The following is an 18,833-nucleotide window of genomic DNA, read 5'->3' as shown; positions in this document are numbered from 1 at the left end:
TATTTTAAGGAGCAAAGTTTTGCGACAAGTCGCTTTTAAGCTAGTATATTCTTTGCTCCTTATTAGTTTTAATTAATGTTTAAGCATATCCTGAGCATACTGAATACCCAATCCGTAAGCACCTCCATATTTTTTCATTAAATCATTTACAGGTTTGTATGTTTCTTTTCTTGACCAGTCTCTCTGTAATTCAAGCACATACTGAACTGAAGTTATTGGATGCGCTCCCATTTGAACCATACGTGTAATCGACTGATCATGAGCTTCTTTTGAAATATCACCTGAAGCATCCGTAATAACATATACTTCATATCCTTCATCTATTGCTGATAAAACAGGACCTACAATACATACACTCGTCCATAATCCTGCGAAAACCAGTTTCTTTTTATTTTTTCCTGTGATCGCTTTGTGAGCATTGATGTCTTCCCAAGTATTCATCGTGGTTCTGTCTACATAACCGCTGGTTGCTTCCGGATACACTTCAGAAATTTCAGGGAAAACAGGTCCTGCAAATGATTTCTCTGCCACTGTTGTTACGACTGTCGGAATATTGAAGATTTTTGATCCGCCTGCGATTAAGGCTACATTATTTCTCAGTTCTTCCATGCTGATACTTTTTGTTGCGAAAGCCATCTGCCCTTCATGATCAATTAGCACTAAAGCGTGATTGGTTGGGTTTAATAATCCTTTTCCAGGTTTTTGAGCTGATGCTGCGAATGATAGTAAAACGGTTGCGAATGTTAAGATTAAGTTTTTCATGTTGTTTAAATTTTTAATGTTGTTTGTTTATTTATTGTATTGATTTTTAAAACTTGTTGAAGTATTTGTTTGATTTTGATATGACAAATTTAGGGCGATCAGAAACCCTGCACATTTAACTAGTTTAATAAATCATGTGTTTGTAGAAAAATATTGAATATTTTTACATTTAGTATTAAAGTAGAAATATCTTCAACATAAAAATCATTAAACAAATCAATACAAATAACTTTAAATCAAATATTTAAAGCATAAGCAACAGTAAAATTTTAGAATATTATTCAATCAAAAAAAATAGGCTCAGATTATAAAATCCAAGCCTATTTTTTCAACTATTTAATTCTCACAAAAGTGAGTGTTTAATTTTATTACATTGTCATTGGTACTTCCATCAATAATATTTCTGTACCTCCTGTTGTTGCTTTAATTTTTAAATTTGAAATGTCCCAAACTCCGAATCCGTCTCTCGTTTCCAATTGCTGACCTTCAATCTCAGCACTTCCATTTAAAATGAAGGCATAGACTCCATTTCCTTTTTTCTTGATCTGATAATTGGTTTCGATCGTATTTTCAAAATTCCCTAAGTGAAACCAAGCATCCTGATGAATCCAAACTCCTTCGTCATCAGCATTCGGAGATAATATTTGCTGGAATCTGTTTTCACTTTTTGTTTTATCCAATGTAATTTGATCATATCTCGGCGTTACATTTCTCTTATTTGGATAGACCCAGATTTGAAGAAATTTAACCTCGCTATCTGTATTTTTATTGAATTCACTATGCATGATTCCCGTTCCGGCGCTCATCACCTGAATATCACCACTTCTGATAATGGCCGAATTTTCCATACTGTCTTTATGCTCCAGATCTCCTTCCAACGGAATGCTGATAATTTCCATATTGTCGTGAGGATGGGTTCCGAAACCTCTTCCCCCTTCCACTTTATCATCATTAAAAACCCTCAATACTCCGAAATGCATTCTTTCCGGATTGTGGTAATTTGCAAAACTGAACGTGTGATTACTCACCAACCACCCATGATCTGCCTTACCTCTTGAATCTGCTTTATGAATAACTGAATTATCTTTGATTTTTGACTCTGGATTAGGTAAATGATTGTATCCGATCGGTTCTAATGGTTCGATTTCGTCAATCTCATTTTTCATTGTGTTTCCCAATGAAGCTGATGCTACAAACATTCCTGTTCCTAGTAAACCTTTCTTTAAAAAATCTTTTCTGTCCATATCTGTTAGTTATTTTTTTGATTTTGATAGGACAAATTTAGGGAGAGGGAAAATGCTGTGCATTTAACTAGTTTAATAAATTGCTTTTTAAAGTATTTTTTTGATTCTATTTTTGTTGGAAGATGCAAAGACGCAAGGTGTTATTTATAATGCATAAATAAGACGCAAGGATTTTATCTACGATAAAATTAATTATGGATAATTTGCTGAAAATCTCTGATTTTCTTGCGCCTTAAAAACGTTTTTAATTATAAAACTTTGCGCCTTTGCGTATTCCAACCAAATTGAAATTTCTTTTGTCTTGAAATCGAAGATTCGACGTAGTCAAACAAAAGAAAGAAAAATTCAAGACTTGGAAACTTCCGCTAAAAAATAATTAAGTTTTGGCTAAAGCCAATTATGGAATGTATACTTTTTAAACGGGCTAAAGCCCGTTTCTATTGATAGGAAATTGGTCGTTATTTATGAAAATAGTTGTAGAATTGAGGTTTAAAAATCAGCTCCATTTGTAAAATGAAGGAAACAAAACCATTTCTATTTTGAAGCTAATCTCTTTCGGATTGTGCTCACGAATTCTTTTGAAACCCCAAGGTAAGACGCAATATAATACTGCGGAACTCTTTGCGGAATTGTGGGATATACTTTCACAAATTCTAAATATCGGTCTGATGCACTTTTTGAAATAGTATTAACCAAACGGTTTTGAAGGGTTGATAAATTTCGCTGAACCAACATTCTGAAAACTCTTTCAAATTTTGGATATTCTTTTAATAGTTTTTCTTTTGCAGTTGGAGTCAGCATATAAATCTCTGAATCTTCCAATGTTTCGATATATAATTTGGATGGTTTCTGTTCCTGAAATGACGCGATATCACTCGTCCACCAATCTTCAATGGCGAATAAAATCGTGACTTCGAAACCGTTATCATCAAGATAATACACCCTCACACAACCTTTCTGAATATAGCCTTCAAACTGGCAAACCTCTCCTTCTCTTAATAAAACTGTTTTCTTTGGGGCAGTCTCGCAAGTGAGTAAATCTGTGAAAAATTTTTCTTCTTCCTGACTAAGATTGATGAATCGTGTTACGTTTTTGATGATATTTTCGAACATAAATTAAGTTTACGGCTGCAAATTAGGGAAAAGTGCGTAAACTTCGTTCTTTAAAAGTCCACTTCCTCCGCCATAATGGTCGATTACCTTAACTTCTTGATCCAAATTTTCACAAAAAGCTTTGATATCTTTTTCAAATTGCTCTTCTAAACCCGAACTTAATAATACAATATCTACCTGATTTTCTTTGAGGTAATCATAGCAAAGCAATTCTTCACTTTTAATTTCGGCTTTCCAGCCTTCATTATTTTCTATGATTCTTTTTAAAGTATCCAATATTTCCTGATTTTTTCCGATAACTAGGAATTGTAATGTTTTCATTATGTATTTTGTTATTTTTAAAAATGTTTGGTTCCCGTGATTTTTAATTCATTTAAATCTAATTGAGATTCTGCTTTTCGGATCTCGTCATCACTGAAAAACTTCTCTCTTTTCATGGCAAATAATTCCTTTCTTTGCATTGCAAAAATATCAAGCATAATCTGATGGTATTCTTTCAAATCATTTTGCCTGTTGGAACACATTTCCAATGAACTTAGGTGCCCTTTTTGCAATTTGATATCGTTTTGTAAACTGTCCTTGAAATTTTCAACTAAACTATTACTTGTTACACTCTTTTCATATTTTTCATTTAATCTATCAACTGCCAGACTATCTAATCTTATCTGAATTCCAGCCTGTTGCTCATGCGAAGGTAAAATATCATCAATTTCGCCGATTTTGGTTAATTTAATAATCAAAGGAAGCGTCAAACCTTGAAAAACTAAAGTCACAAAAATTACAATGAATGTAATGAAGATAATTAAATTTCTCATGGGAAATTCGATCTGATCATTCATCATCACAGGAATTGATAAAGCTGTTGCTAAAGAAACTACTCCACGCATTCCTGCCCAACCGATAATCAAAGGATTTTTCCACCCAGGACTTGGATCTCTTCGTACTTTTTTACTCAACCATCTCGGAATATGTGCTACCGGATAGATCCACAACAAACGGACAACAATTACGATTAAACTAATAATTAAACCATATTTAATTCCTTCCATTAAAGAAGTTTCACCCAATCCATTGATAATATCTGGAAGTTCAAGCCCGATCAATACAAAAACTAATGCATTCATCACAAAAATCAATGTATTCCAAACGCCTGTCATATTGATTCTTGTTGTTCCTGTTTTAAAAATTTCATGTGAACGGAAAGACATGAATAATCCACCACTTACAACCGCCATTACTCCCGAAAAATGAAAATGTTCAGCACTCAGAAATAAAATATAAGGCGTCATTACCGTTAAAGCCGCATCTATCGCGGGAGTTGTCGGCAAAAATTTATGAATAGCGTAGAAAATGTGGGCGCCTACAATTCCAACCACAATTCCCATTCCGGCAACAAGAAAAAATTGACCCGTTGCTTCCTGCATTGAAAAAGCTCCTGTAGTGACCGCTACTAAAGCAAATCGGAAAACAATTAATGATGATGCATCATTGATCAAACTTTCACCTTCCAACATCGCAAGGGTTCTTTTTGGGACTTTTAAGCCTTTTAAAACTGTTGTTGCAGCAACTGCATCAGGTGGTGAAACAATTCCTCCAAGTAAGAATCCTAATGCCAACGTAAACCCCGGAATTAAAGATTGAGACGCAAAAGCCACAACAATAGACGTCAGAAATACCAACCCGAAAGCCATTAATGAAATTGTTCGTTTCCATTTCCAGAAATCATTCCAAGACGTATACCAAGCTGCTTCGTATAAAAGTGGTGGTAAAAAAATCAGGAAAATAATCTCCGGATCCAATTTTAAAATCGGAACTCCCGGAATTAAACTGATTCCCAATCCTGCCAATACCAAAAATATGGGATAGGCAATTTTGATACGCTGCGCCAGCATAACGAGGAGCATAACGAGTAATAAAAGTCCTAGTATTAATAGTAAATCTTCGTGCATAGTTTTTTGGTTTAAACTTCTTTTGTCTTGAAACAAAAGAAGCAAAAGTTCAAGACTTGGAATCTGAATGCTAAAAATAAATTCTGTTCTCTAAAAATTCTAAAACTTGCGCGAATTTATTGTTTGTTCTTCGAGTCAAAATTTGTCTCGCGCTTCAAACAGTAGAATTTTCTTAACGTTCACAGAATTTATTTTCTTAACGCTTCAGCTTCCTATGTCGGTTTTAAGTTAATGAAAAATGAAATTCACATTTTCCTTCGCTTTATATTTTTTATGTTTTATTAAATTTCATTTGTCTTGAAACAAAAGAAACAAAAGTTCAAGACTTGGAAACTGAATGCTAAAAATAAATTCTGTTCTCTAAAAATTCTAAAACTTGCGCGAATTTATGGTTTGTTCTTCTATTCAAAATTTGCCTCGCGCTTCAAACAGTAGAATTTTCTTAACGTTCACAGAATTTATTTTCTTAACGCTTCAGCTTCCTATGTCGTTTTTAATTGTGTTTATTTGTGAAAAATATTCGTGCCAATTCGTGTTTAAATAACTCTATTTAAAAATCAACGCATTCGCCAATTCCATTTCTTCCTGATTGATTGAATGACCAAAGTTAGCGTAAACTTTTTCGGTAACATCGGCATTCATTTCTCTTAAAATATTTGCTGTAGCATAGACTCTTTCCACAGGAACATGAAAATCAGGATTGCTTGTTCCCAAGAAAATTGGAGTCTGAGCAAAATCTCCCTTATAGTTTTCACGATTGATTTTATCACCAATGACTCCACCAATAATTGCTACTGCTCCACCGAATTTTTGTGCATTTCGGGCTAAAAATTCCAAAGTAAGACAAGCGCCTTGAGAAAATCCGAAAAAGTAAATATTTTCTGGTTTAATTCCTGAATCTAAAACATTTTTCACTGTTTCACCAATCGTTTCAATTGCTGATGATAACCATGGTTCGTTTTGTTCGACAGGAGCGATAAATGAAAGAGGATACCAACTTCCATTCGCTGCCTGTGGTGCTAATACTGCATAATTTTCAACGTTTAAATGTTGTGATAAACTCAAAATATCTTGTGCACTTCCACCTCGACCATGAATCATAATTAAAGCTTTTTCGGCTTGGTCTAAAGGTTTTCCTGATGTTTTTATATCTAAAATGTGACTCATTATTTTATCTGTATTTTTCTGTTGGATAATTAATTTTTGGAAGAACGTCGATCAAATGTTCTCTTTTTTCTTCAAACTTTTCCGGGAGCATTAAATCTTCTCCCAAAGAGGCTAACTCTTCATCGATATCGAATCCCGGGCCTGAAGTCGCAATTTCAAATAAAACACCTCCCGGTTCTTTAAAATATACGGAAGTGAAGTATTTTCTGTCTTTCACTTCGGTATGCTCCAAGCCGAATTTGTTTAATTTTTCAATCATTTCAAGCTGAGATTGCGCATCGGGCGTCGCAAAAGCAACGTGGTGAACGGTTCCTCTTCCAGCCAACCCTTTCAAAGCATTTGGAGTGCAAACCAAATCAACATATTTTCCCGGGTGATCATCTGTCCCGAATCTGAACCTGTCTGAACTTTCAGCAATTAATTTGTGATCCATTTGGGTTGTCAACAACGCTGCCGTCCTTTCATAAGCATCTAACCAAATTTCTACGTGATGGATTCCTTTGATGGCATAATCTTTCGGGATAAATCCGTTATAGTAGCCTTTTCGGTCATCTTTATCATTAAAAACCAATTCTAATCCCAGTCCGTCAAAATCTTCAAGATAAATAAAAGCTTCACCAGAAAACCTTTGCTGTGGCTGTTTGTAGGGAATATTAAATTGATCAAGTCGATTCAACCAATAATCTAACGCGTCTATTGAAATTGAAAATGCCGTTGTATTCAACATTCCTTTTCCATGTCTTCCATTCACCAAACCTTTTCCATAAGGGAAAGTGGTCATAATCGTTCCCGGAGTTCCAAATTCGTCTCCGAAATAAAAATGATAAACATCAGAATAATCAAAATTGACCGTCTTTTTTATTAATCGAAGTCCTAAAACTCCTGTGTAAAAGTCTATGTTTTCCTGTGCATCGCCTGTGATGGCTGTAACGTGGTGAAGTCCTGTTATAAGTGGCATTTTCTTTAGTTTTTGGTTGTTGGTTTCTGGTTGTTTGCTTTGATGTTTGGTGTAAGGTTTAAAGAATTTTCTTTACAATTCTTCCTTCAACCAAACGTCATTATATTCTTCCGGATTGCGTTTGAATTGTGCGTGAACATATGGACACAACGGTACAATTTTCAGCTCATTTTCTCTTGCGTAGGAAACCAGTTTTTCTAATAATATTTTTGCAAAACCTTTTCCTGCGTATTCTTCATTAACTTCTGTATGATAAACGGTTAATTTTTTTCCGATTACCGAGATATCCATTTTTCCTGCTTTGTTATCGTCTGAGAAAAGTTGAACTTCTCCTTTTACGTTTCCTAAAACTACTTCTGTTCTTTCCATTGTTTTTGATTTTTTAATTAATAATTTAAAGGTAAGACCTTTGATAAAACTGTGTAATGATCTATGATAACTTCGGTAAAACCCCAACTATTTTATCACGTAATCCTTCATGTTGTTTTGGAAGCTTTAAGCTTGTTCCCAACTCATTTAAAGGCTCATCAACAGTAAATCCTGGGTTATCGGTTGCAATTTCGAATAAAACTCCACCCGGCTCACGGAAGTATAATGAGTAGAAATAATCTCTATCAATTTTTGGAGTGATATTCAATCCTGCTGACATTACCTTTTCGCGATATTCCATCAAAACATTGTCATCTTTCACTCTAAAAGCGATGTGGTGATTGGTTCCCGCAGCGTTTCTTCCTGCAACAATTTTATCGTTTTGAATAATATCAATCAAATTGGCAGTTTCTATTGAATCTGTTGCAAAACGGAATCTTTCACCTTCCTGTTTTTGAAGATCATATCCTAAAATATCTGTCAACACTTTGATCGTAGGGTCTGCTTTTTTCAACGTCAAAGTCACATTGTGGAAACCTTTTAAAGCATTTTCATCTTTAATATCATCGGTTGTCCAAACTTTTCTGTCGTCCGGAGTTGATGACTCGATGAACTGTAATTGCAAACCATCCGGATCTTTAAATGAAATTAATTTTTCACCAAAAATTTCGCCCTCTTCAACATTTACATTGAATTGTTGAAAACTATTTTTCCAAAATTCCAAGCTTCCTTTTGGAACTGAATATCCGATGTGTGTTGCTAATCCGCTTCCGTTTGTTCCCTTCCCGATCCCTTCCCAAGGAAAGAATGTTAAAATTGTTCCCGGAGTTCCGGTTTCGTTTCCGAAATAAAAATGGTACGTTCCCGGATCATCAAAGTTGACCGTTTTCTTTACTAATCTCAGTCCTAAAACCTGAGTATAAAAATCAAAATTTCTTTTTGCGTTGTCAGCAATTGCTGTTATGTGGTGTAATCCTAAAATTCTATTTTCCATGTTTTCTATTGTTTTATTTTGATATGACAAATTTAGGGTGATGAGAAATGCTGCACATTTAACTAGTTTAATAAATGATGTTTTCTAATTTCTTTTGTCTTGAAACAAAAGAAACAAAAATTCAAGATTGGAAACTTCCGCTAAAAATGAGTTTTGTTCTCTAAAAATTCTAAAACTTGCGCGAATTGAACATTAGTTCTTCGATTCAACATTTGTCTCGCGCTTCAAACAGAAGAATTTTCTTAACGTTCACAAAAATCATTTTTTTAACGCTCCATTTTCCTATTTCGGTAAAACAAAACGGTTTAGCCATAAATTAAGTAAATTTAAAATACTAAAAATCAATAATTTAAGTATTTAAATTAAAATTAATCTTAAAAAGTCTATTGTTTTAGTAGACTAATAAAAATATATGTTTTATATTTGCACCATATTAAGAACAAAAAATAAAATGAAGACAGAATTACAATATAATTCTCTACAGAAACACAACATCAATATGATGATGATGGATTGCTGTATGCCTATGTTTCATCAAAATTTCTGTGGTTGACCTTACTTTTATATGACATATTTTTAAAGGCCCTACCACGTTGTAGGGCCTTTTTTATTTCAAAAAAAACAACATCAAAAAACATAATTAACAATGACTCACTCTAAAAATAACTGGCTGATCCCCATAGCATTTACCAATATTTATGTAATCTGGGGAATTACATTTTTAGCAATCTCTTTCGGGTTAAAAGGATTTCCTCCTTTTATACTTTCGGGTTTCAGATTTTTAGCAGCGGGAATATTAATGTTGGGCTATCTTACCGCAAAAGGTGAAAAAGCAAATTCAGTGACTAACTGGCGAAAAAACGGCATCACAGGAATTTTAATTCTTACCGGAGGAACCGGACTTGTAGCCTGGGGCGAACAATATGTCACGGCTTCCGAAGCTGCGATTACCATTGCAACAGGACCATTTTGGTTCATCGCTATTGATAAGAAAAACTGGAAATATTATTTCTCGGATAAGTTCATTCCGATAGGTTTAGCGATAGGTTTTATTGGGTTGATTTTATTTCTAAAAGGAAGTGTTAATTCTAACGCTCATCACTCAACCGTAAGTGAATCTGTTAGGATCACGGCATTTATTGTCTTAGCAATAAGTTCAGTAACATGGGTTTTGGGATCTTTATATTCTAAGAAAAATCCGGCGAGCCACTCTACTTTTATGAATATTGCGCAACAGCTGATCATTGCAGGAATTGCATCTTTCATCATTGCTTTTTTCAGAAAAGAATGGAATCATTTTTCGATCACAGGAATTCCATTATCAGCATGGCTGGGGTTACTATTTTTGATTTTCTTCGGATCTATTGTCGCATATCTTTCCTATATCTGGCTGTTATCTGTAAAACCGGCAGCTTTAGTAAGTACGCATACGTATATAAATCCAATCGTAACGGTGATTTCTGGCTGGATTATTGCTAATCAAACGATCAACGTAAGCCAGTTATATGGTTTATCAGTCATATTAATTGGAGTTCTCCTTACTAATATTACCAAATATTTCAAACTTTCAAAACGATCGAAAGTAAAAATCAGAAGAGTGATAAGACACGTGAACAGAAATAGCAGACCTTATCAACCTATATAAACGTTTTAAGTAAAAAAATGATAGAAATAAAGAACATCTCAAAAACATTTCATCAGAAAAAGCAGTCTTTTAAGGCGCTGGATGATGTAAGTCTAAATGTTGAACAAGGAGATATTGTAGGAATCATCGGTTTTTCAGGAGCAGGGAAAAGTACCCTGATAAGAACAGTGAATTTATTGGAAAAACCAGATCAGGGACAAATTATTATTAATGAAAATGATTTTACGAAATTAAATTCAAGACAATTAGCGAAAGAGCGAAAAAAAATCGGGATGATTTTCCAGCATTTTAATCTGCTTTCTTCAAGAACCGTTTTTGAAAATGTGGCGCTTCCTTTAGAATTAGATAACAATAATAAATCGGACATTCAAAATAAAGTAAACGAATTACTGAAAATCGTAGGATTGGAAGACAAAGCCAACGATTATCCTAAAAGTCTTTCGGGCGGACAAAAACAAAGAGTTGCCATCGCAAGAGCGCTTGCAAACGATCCGTATCTCCTGCTTTGTGACGAAGCGACGAGTGCGTTGGATCCGGCAACAACTCAATCTATTTTACAGTTATTGAGAGATATTAATCAAAGGTTGGGAATTACCATTTTATTGATTACTCACGAAATGGAAGTTATCAAATCGATCTGTAACCACGTCGCAGTGATAGACAAAGGAAAACTTTTAGCCAAAGGAACTTTAAGCGAGATCATCTCTAATAAAGACAATCCGATCATCAAACAATTTTTAAACTCAGGTGTTATGACTATACCGCAAGAACTTAATAAAAAACTACAAAAAGACCCACAAGCGGGATTATTTCCACTTGTAGAAATAGAAATTGACGAACATATATCCGTTGAAAATCTTCTTTCAATAATCTATGACAAATATAAAATTCCATACAAGCTTTTGAAAGCTGATGTAGAATATCTTGGAGATTCAAATTTCGGGAAATTATTGTTGCAACTTCAAGGTGAAGAAGAAGAAAACCAAAAAGCAATCTATTATTTTAATCAGAATAAAATTCAAAATACAGTAAAAGGTTATGCTTAGTGATACGGTAATTTCGCTTTTGTCGAAAGGAGTTTGGGAAACAATTTATATGACTTTTGTTTCAGGATTTTTTGGATTTATTTTAGGTCTTCCTGTTGGGATTCTTTTATTTATGACAAGAAAAGGACAGCTTTTAGAAAATGTATATTATAACAGGATTTTATCTGTTTTGGTTAATATTTTCCGTTCTATTCCTTTCATTATTTTGATTGTTTGGATGATTCCTTTCACAAGAACTTTGGTGGGCACATCTATTGGAGTGAATGCTGCTTTGGTTCCGTTAAGTATCGGTGCAGCGCCATTTATTGCAAGATTAGTGGAAAATAGTTTGCTTGAAGTTCCTGCCGGTTTAATTGAAACGGCAAGAGCTTTAGGAGCTACTCCATTTCAAATCATAAAAAAAGTTTTGCTCCCTGAAGCACTTCCGTCATTAATAAATAATGCAACGATCACTTTGATCACCTTAGTCGGATATTCTGCAATGGGTGGAGCTGTTGGTGCAGGTGGATTGGGACAAATTGGTTACCAATATGGTTATATCGGCTATGATGCTGTTATTATGAATCTTGTATTAGGTTTATTGGTGGCTATTGTGTTTATCATTCAGTTTTCGGGTGATAAATTGGCGAAAATATTTGATCACCGTTGAGTTTAGTTAAACGCAAAGGCGCAAAAAATTAATAATAAATGTTTTTAAGGCGCAAGGATTTTATCTTCGATAAAATTGATTGTGTTATAATTGAAAATCTAAGATTTTCTTGCGCCTTAAATCCGCATAAAGATTAGAAACCTTTGCGCCTTTGCGTTTAAAACAAAAAATAATTAAAGAAAATAATTTACAATGAAAAAAATAAAGATTTTAAGCTTTCTAGCAGCTGGTTTGTTGTTATTCACAGCTTGTAATTCACCAAAAAAAGAAGATCCGAATTTCATTAAAGTCGGTATCACATCAGGTCCGGAACAGGAAATTGCTGAAGTAGCAAAGAAAGTTGCTAAAGAAAAATACAACCTTGAAGTTGAGCTCGTCTCTTTCAATGATTATGTGGTTCCAAATGAAGCATTGAATAATGGAGATATTGATGCTAATGCTTTTCAACACGCTCCTTATTTAAATGAACAATCAAAACAAAGAGGTTATAAATTGGCCATTGTCGGAAATACTTTTCTTTATCCGATCGTGGCGTATTCAAAAAAGATTAAAAATATCAGTCAGCTTCAAAACGGAAGTACGATTGTTATCCCAAATGATCCTACAAATGGTGGACGTTCATTACTTCTTTTGCAGAAAAACGGATTAGTAAAATTAAAAGAAGGTATCGGTTTACTGCCTAAAGTAACCGACATTGTTGATAACCCAAAACAGTTAAAAATTGTAGAAATCGAAGCTCCACAATTGCCAAGAGTTTTGGATGATAAAGAAGTTGTAATTGCGATTATTAATAACAATTTTGCAGCTCAGGCTGGATTGGATGAAGCCAAATTCGGAATTTTTAAAGAAGATAAAGATTCTCCGTATGTAAATCTTGTGGTTTCAAGAGAGGATAATAAAAACGATGAAAAAGTGAAAAACTTCCTGAAAGCCTATCAATCTGATGAGGTTGTGAAGAAAGCCGAAGAAATTTTCAAAGGCGGAGCAGTTAAAGGTTGGTAGCGAAAAGGTCAATTGTGAGTAGTCAATAAGTCAATTTTTCCATAATACTGTAAAATTAGCGATTGACACTTCAGAATTGACCATTCACATTACACATATTCTATTATTATATACCGAGGCATCGTTTTAGAAATTTATTTTCCAAAATGATGCTTTTTTTATTTGAACCTAATTTTTTTCCAAAACTTACTTCAGTTAAAAACCTGCATATTTTTAATTAACAATTGATTATAAATAACCATTTATGTAAAAATTATATTTTCTCAATTTGAGATAATAAATATTTTCCTTAATTTTGTTACGAATCAATAAAAAGGTTTTTTATGTTAAAGAAAACTGCCATCGTAAGTTTATTCACTCTTATTTCTGCTTATTCTATGGCTCAAAATACAATTCTACCCGTTTATTTGGATGAATCCAAACCAGTTGAACAACGCGTTCAGGATGCGCTTTCCAGAATGACGCTGGAAGAAAAAGTGGCGATGCTCCATGCACAGTCGAAGTTCAGTTCTCCCGGAGTTCCAAGATTGGGAATTCCTGAATTCTGGACAACAGACGGCCCTCACGGTGTACGTCCGGAAGTAATGTGGGACGAATGGAACCAAGCCGGCTGGACGAACGACTCTATCATCGCCTACCCTGCTTTGACCGCCCTTTCCGCAACATGGAACAAAAAAATGTCATGGAATTACGGTAAAGCTCTTGGTGAAGAAGCCCGTTACAGAAAGAAAGACATTCTTTTAGGCCCTGGAGTAAACATTTACAGAACACCATTGAACGGAAGAAATTTCGAGTACATGGGTGAAGATCCTTATTTAACCTCAAAAATGGTTGTTCCTTACATTAAAGGTGTGCAATCAAACGGTGTAGCGACTTCTGTAAAGCATTATGCTCTTAACAATCAGGAAATGTTCCGTCATACAAGCAATGTGAAAATTGATGACAGAACTTTGTATGAGATTTATCTTCCGCCTTTCAAAGCTGCGGTTACAGAAGGAGATTCTTGGACGATCATGGGTGCTTACGACATGTACAAAGGTCAATATGCAAGTCAAAATCAATATCTTTTAAATGATATTTTAAAAGGAGAATGGAAATACAAAGGCGTTGTAGTTTCCGATTGGGGAGCCGTCAACAATACTGAACAAGCCATCCACAACGGATTGGATCTTGAATTCGGAAGCTGGACGAACGGACTTTCTGCAGGAACAAAAAATGCGTACGATAATTACTATTTAGCAAAACCTTATTTAGATTTGATTAAATCAGGAAAAGTCGGCACAAAAGAACTTGACGATAAAGTAACAAGACTATTAAATCTTGCCTACAAAACGACAATGAACCGAAACAAACCTTTCGGAAATGTAGCTTCTGAGGAACATAAAGCTGTTGCTAAAGAAATCGGTGAAGAAGGAATTGTTTTGTTGAAAAATCAAGGAAATGTTCTTCCAATCGATAGTAAGAAAGCTAAAAAAATTGCCGTTATCGGTGAAAATGCCATTAAAATCATGACTGTTGGAGGAGGTTCATCTTCATTAAAAGTGAAATATGAAACGTTACCTTTAGACGGAATTAAAGCAAGATTCGGGAAACAATCCGATGTACAATATGCAAGAGGTTATGTTGGAGATATTGGCGGAGAATATAATGGCGTAAAATCTGGACAAGACTTAAAAGACACCCGTTCTGAAGCCGAATTATTAAATGAAGCTGTAGAATTAGCAAAAAAATCTGACTATGTAATTTTCGTTGGCGGATTAAATAAAGCCGACTTCCAAGACAGCGAAGGAAACGACAGAAAAAGCTACGGATTACCTTACAATCAGGATAATGTGATTGCTGCTTTGGCTAAAGCAAATAAAAATCTTGCTGTAGTTTTGGTTTCAGGAAATGCAGTGGCAATGCCTTGGGTAAAGGAGGTTCCGACAATTATTCAGTCTTGGTATTTGGGTTCTGAAGCAGGTAATTCTATCGCTTCCGTGTTGGCAGGTGACGCCAATCCATCAGGAAAATTGCCGTTTTCTTTCCCTGTGAAGTTGGAAGATAACTCTGCTCATACATTAGGAGAATATCCTGGAAATAAGGAAGAATTGGCTGCCGGAAAAGGAAAAGATCAGCAAAATCCAATCAATATTATTTATAATGAAGGAATTTTTGTTGGATACCGTTGGCATGACACAAAAAAGATCAAACCTTTATTCAGTTTTGGATATGGTTTGAGTTACACAACCTTCGAATTTGGAAAGGCTAAAGCTGATAAAACAACAATTTCTCAAGACGATAAAATTACGTTCACGGTTTCTGTTAAAAACACAGGAAAAAAAGCGGGAGCGGAAGTTGCCCAATTGTATATTTCTGATTTAAAATCTTCTGTTGAAAGACCAACAAAAGAATTGAAAGGTTTTGAAAAAGTATTTTTAAATCCCGGAGAAGAAAAAGAAGTTACTTTTACGATTGATAAAACAGCGTTGAGTTTCTTTGATGCAGCGAAACACGACTGGGTTGCAGAACCCGGAGATTTTGAAGCGTTGATTGGAAATTCTTCGGATGCAATTAAGACGAAAGTGAAGTTTACGTTAAAGTAATCTTACTTATATATTTCTAAATGAAATGCCTGAATTTGATTCGGGCATTTTTTATTTATGAGTATAAAAAAATTTTCTTTCTTCTATTAATTTTTTATTTCCGTCTTTTATTTCAAATATTTTCACAACATTCCCTTTTTCATCAAGTTCTTTTTGTTGCTTGGGTAAATTATATAAATCAACTATTTCCACTTCCTTTTCTCCTTCAATTTGTAAATTCCCTTTCATAGATAAAATATTGCCTTGCTCATCTAATAAATAAGTTCCAACGAATTTTTGCCGTGGAAAAGTAAATTGTTCAGATTCATAATTGTAACCATTTCCATTGAGAAGCCAATCATATTTTTTTATATCATTAACAACAATATCATTATTTGAATAAAATATATTAATAATTTCTTTTTTTCGCCCTTTTTCATCATTGATTTGAAATACTTTATTCTGAAGTTTATTTTCAGAACTATAATAATTTTTTGAAATAGTATTTTTTCTATAAATATATTCTGTAACTCTGCTGAAAATGGTATCTTTAAGCTTATTATTTCTGATAACAACACCAGTTAAAAATTCTTTTTCTTTTATTAATTTATAGCTATCATTATAATTTAAGATAGCATATAATAATTTTGCATGTAAATCATCCTTAGGTTTTTCGTAATTACAAAATAGAAAGTCATTTTCATTTTTACGATGATGGATTACATTAGCTAAAACTAGTTTTTCATTTTTATTTTTATAAATCTGTATTGAATCAAATGTACTTTTAATTAAATTCTCATTAAAAACATATTGTATCTGAGCATAAGCACACAAACTGGAAAATAAAAGTATAGTTATCAAAAATTTCTTCATAGTTATTAAATCACGCTGACAAATTAAAACAAAATATTCAGTAAAAGTATTTCTGAAATTTAAAAATCAATCTATGATAGTATCAACAATTTTAATCTAAATAAAAAAAGTGACCGAATTACTTCTGTCACTTTTAAATTGAAAATATTTTAGACTAAAAAAAATTACTTTCCGCCACCTCCGTTTTTCTCGACATCGGTTTTTGTATTGTCTTTTACTTTTTGGTTTCCGAAACGTTTTACGAAGGTAAGAGAAACTCCGTACCAATCAGATTGTGAGGAGTTTTTGAAAGTTCCTGCCGTGCTGAAAGTCGTAGAATCAAAATTAGGTCTCTGGAAAATATTCATCAGCTGTATACTAGCTTCCATCTGTGTTTTCGGGAAAATTTTGGTTATCGAAATATTGTGGAAAACGTTTGTTCTGTTGGCCAAAGAATTTCCGTTATTCTGATTAGCAAGTTCAACCCAAGCACTCAAATTAATATTTTTATTAAACAGATTGGTGTATGACAGATTGGTAGAGCCACCCCAATAGCTGATATAACTTTTAGGACCTGAACCATCTTCTTTGATAAGTCCGTTCTTATTATTAAAATCACTGTTATCAATGTAGTACCATCCGAAACCTACGTTGACGCTCAGTTTATTTTTAAGAAAGGTTTGATTGGTACTTGCAAAAAGATAGTATTTCTCTACTTTTCCGGGGAAATTTCCAGGATATGAAACTGTTTTATTATTTTCTTCATCATAAGTTGTCCAATAATCCTGTTTTGTAAACATGTACCTTGCAGAAAGGAAATATTTCTTAAAAACGCCTAGTTTCATGACCACTCTGTCGCTTGGATTGGGCTCCAGATCCATATTTCCTCGCGTATAAATTCCATCATTATTGGGAACAAGAAACGGATTAAATTCCGAGTACCAAGGACGCCAAATATTACGGTTATAGGTTACACTCAAATCATATTTATCAGAGAAAGAATATTTTAGCAATAAATTAGGCAAAAAAGTTCCGTAAGAATCTTTTCTGTAAGTTCCGGCAACGTCTTCACGTACTTTAAAATCGATGTGTTCGTAACGAAGTCCGATTCTGGTTTCTAGCTTTTTAAAGAAAGTTTTACTATAATTTGCGTAAAGAGAGTTAATATTATCACTATAACGGAAAATATCATTTGTACGAAGGTCGATGTCAAGATTATTTCCATAAAGACTGTTTGGAATAACATTGTTGTTAAAATCCATTTTTCCACCTACTTCAAATGTAGCTCCCGATTTTCCTAAAGGCTGCGTGTAGTCTACTTTCAGATAGTAATTTCGCATCTCATTATTAGAATTAATTCCTAATTCATTCGCAATAGGGTTCGTACTGATATCTTTTACAAAAAAGCTATTATCTTTCTGAGAATTGTAATTGGTTCCGACGTTAATATCTAAAATTTTATTCTTCTCTTTGTCGTAATATTTATAAAAAAGGTTGGTTCCCACCGTTCGGTTAAGTCCGTTTGAACTCTGATTCTGAATGTAAGAATCCTGAAGACCATCCTTATTAAAATTCATTCCGCTTGCATCAGAAGTAGAAGATGTTTTGCTTTGGTAATATTCAAGAATAAGTCCGATATTGTTTTTATCATTCAGTTCAAATTCGGAAGTTGAGGAAAGAGACGGACTTCTATTTTTATAGATGCTTTCACTTTCTATCTGGGTAATTTTATTGTTTTCATACAATGTGTTGAAGATAGAATTTTGCTGAACATACGTATTATCACTATAGCTGCCGATTACCGTTTGGGTGAATTTTTTCTTGTGATAATTAAGATTCAGATTGGTATACTGAGAATTCTTTCTGTTTTGTCTGTTATTGAAAGTAGCGCTTCCTTTCAACCCTTCATCATCACGCTTTTTCAGGACAATATTAATGACAGATCCAGCGCTTTCATAACGTGAAGATGGACTTGTAATGACTTCGATTTTCAAAAGATTATCTGCAGGAATTGTAGCAAGATATTCCTTTAATTCTTTGCCTTTAAAAACAGATTTTCTGTCGTTGATATAAACTGTTACGGACTCTCCTTCCGCTTTTATTGCGTCATTATTGTCAATGCTCACCAAAGGTGTCATTCTAAGCACGTCCCAGGTTGTATTTCCTGCAACGATCGAGCTGTTGGCAACATTAAAAACCGTTCTGTCAACCTTAGATTCTACGGTAGGTTTTTTGGCAGTGATAACAACAGCTTCTATATCTTTTCCTTTAATAGTATCTTTTTTCGCTGCCTGAGCAAAAGCTAAGGAACCTATTAATAAAGCGATTGGAGCTAATAATATTTTCATGTAAAAATTGAGTTTCATGTATAAGACACTTATCATTGAAGTTATGTTACACCAAATCGTGAAAAAAATTCACGCCTATTGAAATTCACTTTTACGTTATAAAAACACAAAGATTAGTTACTGTAAAATATTAATAAAGAATAGATAAAATTAACATCTTTAAAACAAAAA

The 18,833-nt window shown here is 33.8% G+C and carries 16 protein-coding genes; 5 read left to right on the top strand and 11 right to left on the bottom strand.

The genetic code is table 11. From position 1 onward, the window contains the following. Positions 1 to 72: 72 nt before the first annotated feature. From SB689_RS20645 to SB689_RS20605, 9 genes are all read right to left on the bottom strand, one after another. Positions 73 to 762: a hydrolase gene (locus SB689_RS20645; RefSeq protein ID WP_410693973.1), complete on the bottom strand. Its 690-nt coding sequence runs from the start codon at positions 760 to 762 to the stop codon at positions 73 to 75. Positions 763 to 1,130: 368 nt separating this feature from the next. Then, entirely contained in the window at positions 1,131 to 2,006 is an 876-nt protein-coding gene (locus tag SB689_RS20640; protein WP_410693972.1) for a pirin family protein, read from the bottom strand. A 534-nt stretch (positions 2,007 to 2,540) separates the two neighbouring features. Further along, positions 2,541 to 3,119: a Crp/Fnr family transcriptional regulator gene (locus SB689_RS20635; protein WP_410693971.1), complete on the bottom strand. Its 579-nt coding sequence runs from the start codon at positions 3,117 to 3,119 to the stop codon at positions 2,541 to 2,543. Positions 3,120 to 3,128: 9 nt separating this feature from the next. After that, the gene (locus SB689_RS20630) at positions 3,129 to 3,440 is read right to left on the bottom strand and encodes a hypothetical protein (RefSeq protein WP_410693970.1); all 312 of its coding nucleotides are present in this window, start codon (positions 3,438 to 3,440) and stop codon (positions 3,129 to 3,131) included. Between the two features lie 17 nt (positions 3,441 to 3,457). Then, a complete protein-coding gene (locus SB689_RS20625; RefSeq protein WP_410693969.1) occupies positions 3,458 to 5,068 on the bottom strand; it encodes a Na+/H+ antiporter in 1,611 nt (536 codons plus the stop codon). A 546-nt stretch (positions 5,069 to 5,614) separates the two neighbouring features. Beyond that, positions 5,615 to 6,235, bottom strand: a complete 621-nt coding sequence (locus tag SB689_RS20620; RefSeq protein ID WP_410693968.1) for an alpha/beta hydrolase — start codon at positions 6,233 to 6,235, stop codon at positions 5,615 to 5,617. A gap of 4 nt (positions 6,236 to 6,239) precedes the next feature. Continuing rightward, on the bottom strand, positions 6,240 to 7,193 hold the full coding sequence (locus SB689_RS20615) for a VOC family protein (protein ID WP_410693967.1): 954 nt from the start codon (positions 7,191 to 7,193) through the stop codon (positions 6,240 to 6,242). Between the two features lie 72 nt (positions 7,194 to 7,265). Then, a complete protein-coding gene (locus SB689_RS20610; RefSeq protein ID WP_410693966.1) occupies positions 7,266 to 7,562 on the bottom strand; it encodes a GNAT family N-acetyltransferase in 297 nt (98 codons plus the stop codon). 61 nt (positions 7,563 to 7,623) lie between these two features. Continuing rightward, the gene (locus tag SB689_RS20605; protein WP_410693965.1) at positions 7,624 to 8,556 is read right to left on the bottom strand and encodes a ring-cleaving dioxygenase; all 933 of its coding nucleotides are present in this window, start codon (positions 8,554 to 8,556) and stop codon (positions 7,624 to 7,626) included. Between the two features lie 646 nt (positions 8,557 to 9,202). Here SB689_RS20605 and SB689_RS20600 point away from each other — a divergent pair. The 5 genes from SB689_RS20600 (at position 9,203) to SB689_RS20580 (ending at position 15,483) form a co-directional block, all read left to right on the top strand. Continuing rightward, the gene (locus tag SB689_RS20600) at positions 9,203 to 10,201 is read left to right on the top strand and encodes an EamA family transporter (RefSeq protein ID WP_410693964.1); all 999 of its coding nucleotides are present in this window, start codon (positions 9,203 to 9,205) and stop codon (positions 10,199 to 10,201) included. Between the two features lie 17 nt (positions 10,202 to 10,218). After that, on the top strand, positions 10,219 to 11,247 hold the full coding sequence (locus SB689_RS20595; RefSeq protein WP_410693963.1) for a methionine ABC transporter ATP-binding protein: 1,029 nt from the start codon (positions 10,219 to 10,221) through the stop codon (positions 11,245 to 11,247). Beyond that, a complete protein-coding gene (gene metI, locus SB689_RS20590; protein ID WP_410693962.1) occupies positions 11,240 to 11,896 on the top strand; it encodes a methionine ABC transporter permease MetI in 657 nt (218 codons plus the stop codon). Before SB689_RS20595 ends, metI begins: the two co-directional genes overlap by 8 nt. A 192-nt stretch (positions 11,897 to 12,088) precedes the next feature. After that, positions 12,089 to 12,898 (top strand): methionine ABC transporter substrate-binding lipoprotein MetQ, encoded by an 810-nt coding sequence (metQ, locus tag SB689_RS20585; protein WP_410693961.1) that lies wholly within the window; start codon positions 12,089 to 12,091, stop codon positions 12,896 to 12,898. A 323-nt stretch (positions 12,899 to 13,221) separates the two neighbouring features. After that, the gene (locus SB689_RS20580) at positions 13,222 to 15,483 is read left to right on the top strand and encodes a glycoside hydrolase family 3 C-terminal domain-containing protein (protein WP_410693960.1); all 2,262 of its coding nucleotides are present in this window, start codon (positions 13,222 to 13,224) and stop codon (positions 15,481 to 15,483) included. A gap of 51 nt (positions 15,484 to 15,534) precedes the next feature. Here the strand turns inward: SB689_RS20580 and SB689_RS20575 are convergent, their stop codons facing one another. Together SB689_RS20575 and SB689_RS20570 are read right to left on the bottom strand one after the other, a co-directional pair. Beyond that, complete coding sequence (locus SB689_RS20575; RefSeq protein ID WP_410693959.1) at positions 15,535 to 16,335, bottom strand: hypothetical protein; 801 nt, start codon at positions 16,333 to 16,335, stop codon at positions 15,535 to 15,537. Between the two features lie 164 nt (positions 16,336 to 16,499). Then, a complete protein-coding gene (locus SB689_RS20570) occupies positions 16,500 to 18,662 on the bottom strand; it encodes an outer membrane beta-barrel protein (protein WP_410693958.1) in 2,163 nt (720 codons plus the stop codon). Positions 18,663 to 18,833 lie beyond the last annotated feature (171 nt).

The organism is Chryseobacterium sp. SIMBA_038 (assembly GCF_046535115.1).
Lineage (GTDB): Bacteria > Bacteroidota > Bacteroidia > Flavobacteriales > Weeksellaceae > Chryseobacterium.
The sequence above is the reverse complement of the archived record's forward strand: the minus strand, read 5'-3'. Positions and strand labels throughout refer to the sequence as shown.